At 71.0% G+C, this 7115-nt stretch carries 6 protein-coding genes; 5 read left to right on the top strand and 1 reads right to left on the bottom strand.

Features of this window, described 5'->3' with window-relative positions:
• Positions 1 to 217: 217 nt before the first annotated feature.
• Positions 218 to 1918 (top strand): methylmalonyl-CoA mutase family protein, encoded by a 1701-nt coding sequence (locus AB0F18_RS27610; RefSeq protein WP_362065335.1) that lies wholly within the window; start codon positions 218 to 220, stop codon positions 1916 to 1918.
• Between the two features lie 78 nt (positions 1919 to 1996).
• Here AB0F18_RS27610 and AB0F18_RS27605 read toward each other — a convergent pair whose 3' ends face one another.
• Entirely contained in the window at positions 1997 to 2629 is a 633-nt protein-coding gene (locus AB0F18_RS27605) for a TetR/AcrR family transcriptional regulator (RefSeq protein ID WP_362065332.1), read from the bottom strand.
• 251 nt (positions 2630 to 2880) lie between these two features.
• On the opposite strand from AB0F18_RS27605, the gene AB0F18_RS27600 reads away from it, so the two are divergent.
• The 4 genes from AB0F18_RS27600 (at position 2881) to AB0F18_RS27585 (ending at position 7051) form a co-directional block, all read left to right on the top strand.
• A complete protein-coding gene (locus AB0F18_RS27600; RefSeq protein ID WP_362065329.1) occupies positions 2881 to 3864 on the top strand; it encodes a tetratricopeptide repeat protein in 984 nt (327 codons plus the stop codon).
• A 598-nt stretch (positions 3865 to 4462) separates the two neighbouring features.
• The gene (locus AB0F18_RS27595) at positions 4463 to 5107 is read left to right on the top strand and encodes a DUF6230 family protein (protein ID WP_362065326.1); all 645 of its coding nucleotides are present in this window, start codon (positions 4463 to 4465) and stop codon (positions 5105 to 5107) included.
• 113 nt (positions 5108 to 5220) lie between these two features.
• Positions 5221 to 5772: a DUF6114 domain-containing protein gene (locus AB0F18_RS27590; RefSeq protein WP_362065323.1), complete on the top strand. Its 552-nt coding sequence runs from the start codon at positions 5221 to 5223 to the stop codon at positions 5770 to 5772.
• Positions 5762 to 7051 (top strand): hypothetical protein, encoded by a 1290-nt coding sequence (locus tag AB0F18_RS27585; protein WP_362065320.1) that lies wholly within the window; start codon positions 5762 to 5764, stop codon positions 7049 to 7051. Before AB0F18_RS27590 ends, AB0F18_RS27585 begins: the two co-directional genes overlap by 11 nt.
• Positions 7052 to 7115: the final 64 nt, after the last annotated feature.

The following is a 7115-nucleotide window of genomic DNA, read 5'->3' as shown; positions in this document are numbered from 1 at the left end:
GTCGCAATCCACACCAGGCCAGAAGGCCCTCACCCATTTCAAGATCTCTCAGCCGAGACCTGCATCACCCGTCCACAACCTCCCTGGACAGAACACCTAGCCGGCGTCCGGTCCCGCTCGCGCGGGCCTGTAGGAACGCTCGAAACCAACCCCCGGGGAAGACTCCCCGGGGGTTTGCCATCGACATTTACTAGGACGTCCTAGTAAATTCGAAGGTATGGACGCAGACGCCATCGAGGAGGGCCGCCGTCGCTGGCAGGCCCGTTATGACAAGGCCCGCAAGCGGGACGCGGACTTCACCACGCTCTCCGGCGATGAGGTCGACCCCGTCTACGGGCCCCGGCCCGGCGATGCGTACGAGGGTTTCGAACGCATCGGATGGCCGGGGGAGTACCCCTACACCCGCGGCCTGCACGCCACCGGGTACCGCGGCCGGACCTGGACCATCCGGCAGTTCGCCGGCTTCGGCAACGCCGAGCAGACCAACGAGCGCTACAAGATGATCCTGGCCGCCGGCGGCGGCGGGCTCTCGGTGGCCTTCGACATGCCGACCCTGATGGGCCGCGACTCCGACGACCCGCGCTCGCTCGGCGAGGTCGGTCACTGCGGCGTCGCCATCGACTCCGCCGCCGACATGGAGGTCCTCTTCAAGGACATCCCGCTCGGCGACGTGACCACCTCGATGACGATCTCCGGCCCGGCCGTCCCCGCCTTCTGCATGTACCTCGTCGCCGCCGAGCGCCAGGGCGTCGACCCGGCCGTGCTCAACGGCACCCTGCAGACGGACATCTTCAAGGAATACATCGCGCAGAAGGAGTGGCTCTTCGAGCCCGAGCCCCACCTGCGCCTCATCGGCGACCTGATGGAGTACTGCGCGAACGGCATCCCGGCCTACAAGCCGCTGTCCGTCTCCGGCTACCACATCCGCGAGGCCGGGGCCACGGCCGCGCAGGAGCTCGCGTACACCCTCGCCGACGGCTTCGGCTACGTCGAGCTGGGCCTCTCCCGCGGCCTGGACGTGGACCACTTCGCGTCCGGCCTGTCCTTCTTCTTCGACGCGCACCTCGACTTCTTCGAGGAGATCGCCAAGTTCCGCGCCGCCCGCCGGATCTGGGCCCGCTGGATGAAGGAGGTCTACGGGGCCAAGACCGACAAGGCGATGTGGCTGCGCTTCCACACGCAGACCGCCGGCGTCTCCCTGACGGCCCAGCAGCCGTACAACAACGTCGTGCGCACCGCCGTCGAGGCCCTCGCGGCCGTCCTCGGCGGCACCAACTCGCTGCACACCAACGCCCTCGACGAGACCCTCGCCCTCCCCAGCGAGCAGGCCGCCGAGATCGCGCTGCGTACCCAGCAGGTGCTGATGGAGGAGACCGGCGTCGCCAACGTGGCCGACCCGCTGGGCGGTTCCTGGTACGTCGAGCAGCTCACCGACCGCATCGAGGCCGACGCCGAGAAGATCTTCGAGCAGATCAAGGAGCGCGGACTGCGCGCCCACCCGGACGGGCAGCACCCGATCGGACCCATCACCTCCGGCATCCTGCGCGGCATCGAGGACGGCTGGTTCACCGGCGAGATCGCCGAGTCGGCCTTCCAGTACCAGCGCGCCCTGGAGAAGGGTGACAAGCGCGTCGTCGGCGTCAACGTCCACCACGGCTCGGTCACCGGCGACCTGGAGATCCTCCGCGTCAGCCACGAGGTGGAGCGCGAGCAGGTGCGGGTCCTCGCCGCGCGCAAGGACCGCCGCGACGACGCCAAGGTGACGGCCTCGCTGAAGGCGATGCTGGACGCCGCCCGGGACGGCTCGAACATGATCCCGGCCATGCTGGACGCGGTACGGGCCGAGGCCACGCTCGGCGAGATCTGCAACGTGCTGCGCGACGAGTGGGGCACCTACACCGAGCCGCCGGGCTTCTAGCCCACCGTCAGCGCGAAGGGCCGGCCGCGGAGTTCCCCTCGGGGAGCGCCGCGGCCGGCCCTTCGCGCGTCGGCGCCCTCAGGCGCGGGCGGTGAGGCCGTGCATCAGCAGGGTGGTGAAGGCGGCCACCCAGCCCTCGTCCACCGGCTCGGAGCTCACCAGCGCGCGGTGCACCACCGTGCCCGCGATCACGTCGAAGATCAGGTCCGTGGTGTGCCCCGCCAGGGACTGGTCCTCCTCGTAGGGGAGTTCGCCGCGGGCCTGGGCCCGTTCGCGCCCCAGTACGACGAGACGTTTCTGCCGGTCCACGATCGCCGAGCGGATCCGGTCCCGCAGCGCCTCGTCCCGGGTGGACTCGGCGACCACCGCCATCAGGGCCGTACGGGCCTCCGGGCGCCGCAGCAGCGCCGCGAACTGCAGGACCACGTACTCGATGTCCGCCTCCAGCGAGCCCCGGTCGGGCAGTTCGAGCGCGTCGAAGAGCTCCGCGACGGCGTCCACGACCAGCTCGTTCTTGCCCGCCCAGCGCCGGTAGAGGGTGGTCTTCGCGACGCCGGCCCGCGCCGAGACGTCCCCCATCGTCAGCTTCGACCAGCCCAGCTCCACCAGCGCGTCCCGCGTCGCCGCGAGGATCGCCGCGTCCGCCGCCGCGCTGCGGGGGCGGCCCGTGCGGCCGGGCTGGGGGGTGCTGCGGTGGCAGGGGTTGCGCATGGCCGAGACCATACCCGCCGGTAGCGGAACCGTCGGGGGCCTTGGCGCTGTGGTTCAGATCACGGGGCGCCCGGCGGCCGGGGGAGTTACGCTACGGCTCGTAGCGTAAGAGCGACAACCACGCGAAGAGCTACCGGCGCCAGGTGGGGACCCGGCGCCACAGCAGTCCACGAGCAGTCGGATACCAGGTTTCACCCGGGATCTTCCGGGATCCTTTTCGTCGGCGCGCGCACACGGGGGAGGATGTACGCATGCAGCCCAGAAACATGTCCATGAGCGGCGTCGTCGACCTCGCCGCGGTGAAGGCGGCCGGCGAAGCCAAGGCGAAGGCCGAGCAGGCGCGCGCGGAAGCGGCCCGCCAGGGCGGCGCCGCCGCGCCCGGTGGCGCCGTACCGCCGTCGGCGCTCGTCATCGACGTCGACGAGGCCGGCTTCGAAAGCGACGTCCTCCAGCTGTCCAACGAGGTCCCGGTCGTCCTCGACTTCTGGGCCGAGTGGTGCGAGCCGTGCAAGCAGCTCGGCCCGCTCCTGGAGCGGCTGACCGTCGAGGCGAACGGCCGCCTCGTCCTGGCGAAGATCGACGTCGACGCCAACCAGATGCTGATGCAGCAGTTCGGCATCCAGGGCATCCCGGCCGTGTTCGCCGTGGTCGCCGGCCAGGTGCTGCCGCTGTTCCAGGGCGTGGTCCCCGAACAGCAGATCCGCGAGACCCTGGCCCAGCTGGTCCAGGTCGCCGAGGAGCGCTTCGGCATCCTCGGCATCCCGGTCGACCCCGACGCCGCGGCCGCCCCGTCGGCCCCGGCCCCGGTTCCGGCGGGCCCGTACGACGCGCTGCTGGAGGCGGCGGTCGACGCGCTGGACGCGGGCGACCTGGGCGGCGCCATGCAGGCGTACAAGAACGTGCTCGCGGACGACCCGGCGAACACCGAGGCCAAGCTGGGCCTGGCCCAGGCCGAGCTGCTCGCCCGGGTACAGCACATGGACCCGCAGGCCGTGCGCGCCGCGGCCGCCGAGAACCCGCGCGACCCGGCCGCCCAGATGGCCGCGGCCGACCTCGACCTGGCCGGCGGGCACGTGGCCGACGCCTTCTCCCGTCTGGTGGACACCGTACGGGTGACGGCCGGTGACGAGCGGGATTCCGTACGGGTGCGGCTCCTGGAGCTGTTCGAGGTGATCGGCGCCGACGACCCGCGGGTCACGGCGGCCCGCACCGCGCTGGCGCGGGTGCTCTTCTAGGGCGCCGACGGGCTCCGGCTGGAGCGCGCGACGCCGGGCGACCGGCGATTTGTTGACACGGAGATAAACAGCGGCCGCACTTTGCCAAAACTTGGTAATCGCGGCCGCTGTTACTCGGAGTAAATCGAACCCCGTGAACTGTCCGGTTGGTTCCTTCTTCACCCCTTCTGTCGTGGCCCAGGGTGACACCCTGTGTGGCCGCTGTGCGACGTAGGGCCGCACTCCGGTTACCCAGCCGTTACCCGCGAGTAACGACCCCCCTTGTGCCCCGGCCTGGAATGGACCACGATCGGCGACGCTCGGTCCTTCCCGTAGAGCCGCTCATCCGGCGGCCGCGGCGGAGGGTCCCCACCGGGTGGGCCGGTGGCACGCCGCCGGCCGTGGACAGGGGGGTCTCTGCCACACCGGCAGGGCCTGTCCTCCAGGTTGCGCGAACGCGTGGCCCAGTGGTTGTCGCTCGGGGGTGATCGCCGGTGTATCGGACGCGGCTGCGCCGCGGCTCGGCCGCCTGCGCTCCTTCCCGAGGACGTAGCACTTCTCCCATCCCAGGCCGGGCTCAGCTCGGACCGGAGATGTACGTCCGAGAAGGAGGAACGAAATGAGTTCTCAGGTTCGTGGCGGGACCAGATGGAAGCGCTTCGCGCTCGTCATGGTGCCGTCCATCGCGGCCACCGCCGCGGTTGGTGTGGGTCTGGCGCAGGGTGCCCTCGCGGCCTCGTTCAGCGTTTCCGGCCAGGACTTCAAGGTGTCGGCCGACCAGCTCGTCGGTGACAACCTGATCCAGTACGGCAGCGTGGCCGAGGGCGCGACCATCGGCAGCAAGGACATCAGCAAGCACCCGGTCACGATCTCCGGCTTCAGCCGCGCCGAGATCACCAACATGTGCCAGTCGCTGGTCACCCCGGTGCCGGGCATCGGCGCCATCACCCTCCAGCTGCACACCGGCAACAAGGGCCGAGCGGCCGTCGCGGAGAACATCTACCTCGACGTCGCCGACCTGGACGCGGACGCCAAGTTCGACCAGCTCGACATCGGTGTCGCGGTCGGCGACGGCAGCCACGTCACCAAGCCGGTCCCCGGCACGGTGGCCGACGGCGGCCTGTTCTCGCAGCGCGCCAAGAAGGCCACGCTGACGAACGTCCGCCAGCGCGCGTGGGCGACGACGGCGGGCACCTTCACGCTGCCCGACCTCAAGCTGCGTCTGCTCAGCGGCAACCAGCCGTGCTACCAGGACGAGAAGTAAGCCTCGTCCGGGATGTGTGACTGACCGGACGGGCGCACGGCGGCAGACGCCGGCGGTGCCCGTCCGGGCTCCACAGATTTCTTCGTACCACCGTTTCCAGGGAGCTGTTGTCCATGAACCCCCAGGCCCCGGTTCACGCCGCAGACGATCACTGGCTCACCGTCGTGTACTACCGCTTCCGCGCCTGGCGGGGCCAGCGCCCCTTCTGGGCCGGCCTGTTCACGCTCCTCGGCGGGGTCCCGATCGTCTACTTCCCGTTCGCGGACATCCGTCTGGGCAACATCACCCTCGCGATGGCGACGACGACCGGCTCCGGCTCGCTGATCATCGGATTCCTGCTGATCACGCTGGGCCTGGCCCTCTGGTTCCAGCAGGGCATCCGCGTCTTCGCCGGCGTCGCCGCGATCCTGCTGGCCCTCGTGTCGATCCCGCTGTCCAACCTCGGCGGCTTCTTCATCGGCTTCCTCACCTCCATGATCGGCGGCGCCCTCGCGCTGGCCTGGGCGCCCGGCGTCCCGGTGGAGGAGGAACCCGAGCAGCCAGAAGCGGCCGAGGCGGCGCCCGTGGATCCCTTCCACGGCATCCCGGGCCCCCGCGAGACGGAAACGCAGTACGTGACCGAGAAGACTGCCCACGCCGATGGCGGGAGGAACAGTGCGGGGTGACGAGACGCAGCGGGGCGTGGCCCCAGGCGCAGAGTCCCGTGAGAGAAAGGGCCGCCACGCGGCGCCCCGGAAGTCGCTGCTGACCAAGCTCCAGATACCCGTCGGCAAGACGATGGCGCTCGCGGCGATGCCGACGGCCGTGCTCGTCGGGATGGGCATGGCCCCGAAGCTGGCCCTGGCCGACGACAAGGACATCCCCTTCGCGCCCGGCCCGTGCGTGACGCGCTCCGACGAGCCCTCCGCGTCGGCCTCGCCGTCGCCGTCCGGCTCCCCGTCCGCCACGCCGTCGCCGGGTACGTCGCCGGGCGCGAGCCCCTCGCCGGGTGCGAGCCAGGCCCCGAAGCCGGCTACGAGCCCCGCGGCGACCGCGACCAAGCAGCCCGAGGCCACGAAGGAGAGCCCGGCGGCCAAGCCGTCCGCGAGCGCCTCCCCGTCCCCCTCGGCCACGAAGACGCCGAACCCGCTCGACCCGCTGGGCGTCGGCGACGCCCTCAAGGGCCTCGTGGACGGCCTCGGCAAACCCCTCCAGGGTGCGCAGACGCCGGCTCCAGCCCCCAGTGCGCCGAGCGCTCCGAAGACCACCGCCCCCGACCCGACGGCCGACGCGATCCGCGACGCCGCGCAGAAGGCCGGGGCCACGGTCGAGGAGCTGCCGCAGGCCGTCAAGGACACCGTCAAGACCCCCAAGGACGAGACGGGCGGGACGGCCGACGGCGCGGACGCGACGGACGCCGCCTCGCCGCCCTCCCCCTCGCCCTCGACGACGGCGGACCCGGACGGCAAGCAGCCCTTCCCCTGCCCGACCTACGACGCGAAGGCCCTGGCCGACGCGAAGCTGGAGCAGGGCATCCCGCTGCTGCCCGACGAGCCCTGGTACCTGGACAGCTCCCTGCTGACCCTCTACGGCCTGGACTACGAGGGCATCGTCGAGGTGAAGACGGCGAGCGGGAAGACCAAGAAGGTCCTGAAGTTCACGGCGGACTCGCTGGACATCAAGGACCTCTACCAGACGGTCGGCAAGAGCGGGAACGTCGCCCACCTGAAGTCGCGCCCGGGCTCCACGTCCAAGATCCGCGACGGCAAGGTGACGATGTACACGGAGAGCCTCAAGGGCAACCTCTTCGGGCTCATCCCGATCGAGTTCACCCCGAACAGCCCGCCGCCCCTGAACGTCCCCTTCGCGTTCTTCACGCACGTCAAGGTCGTCCAGGCCGGCCAGTTCGGCGGCAACCTCACCGTCCCGGGCCTGCACAACTACATCGGCCCGCCGGAGGGCTAGGACCCGGCCCGGCGCGCAGGGCGGAACACCGAGGGCGGCACCCCGGTCCCGTGAGGGACCCGGG

The organism is Streptomyces sp. NPDC029216 (genome assembly GCF_040648015.1).
Classification (GTDB): Bacteria; Actinomycetota; Actinomycetes; order Streptomycetales; family Streptomycetaceae; genus Streptomyces.
This window is presented reverse-complemented; position numbering and strand designations above follow the sequence as displayed.

Bases quoted from the DNA above. Each gene is read 5' to 3' on its own strand.
- AB0F18_RS27610 (WP_362065335.1), top strand. From the start codon at position 218: ATGGACGCAGACGCCATCGAGGAGGGCCGCCGTCGCTGGCAGGCCCGT.
- AB0F18_RS27605 (WP_362065332.1), bottom strand. From the start codon at position 2,629: ATGCGCAACCCCTGCCACCGCAGCACCCCCCAGCCCGGCCGCACGGGC.
- AB0F18_RS27600 (WP_362065329.1), top strand. From the start codon at position 2,881: ATGCAGCCCAGAAACATGTCCATGAGCGGCGTCGTCGACCTCGCCGCG.
- AB0F18_RS27595 (WP_362065326.1), top strand. From the start codon at position 4,463: ATGAGTTCTCAGGTTCGTGGCGGGACCAGATGGAAGCGCTTCGCGCTC.
- AB0F18_RS27590 (WP_362065323.1), top strand. From the start codon at position 5,221: ATGAACCCCCAGGCCCCGGTTCACGCCGCAGACGATCACTGGCTCACC.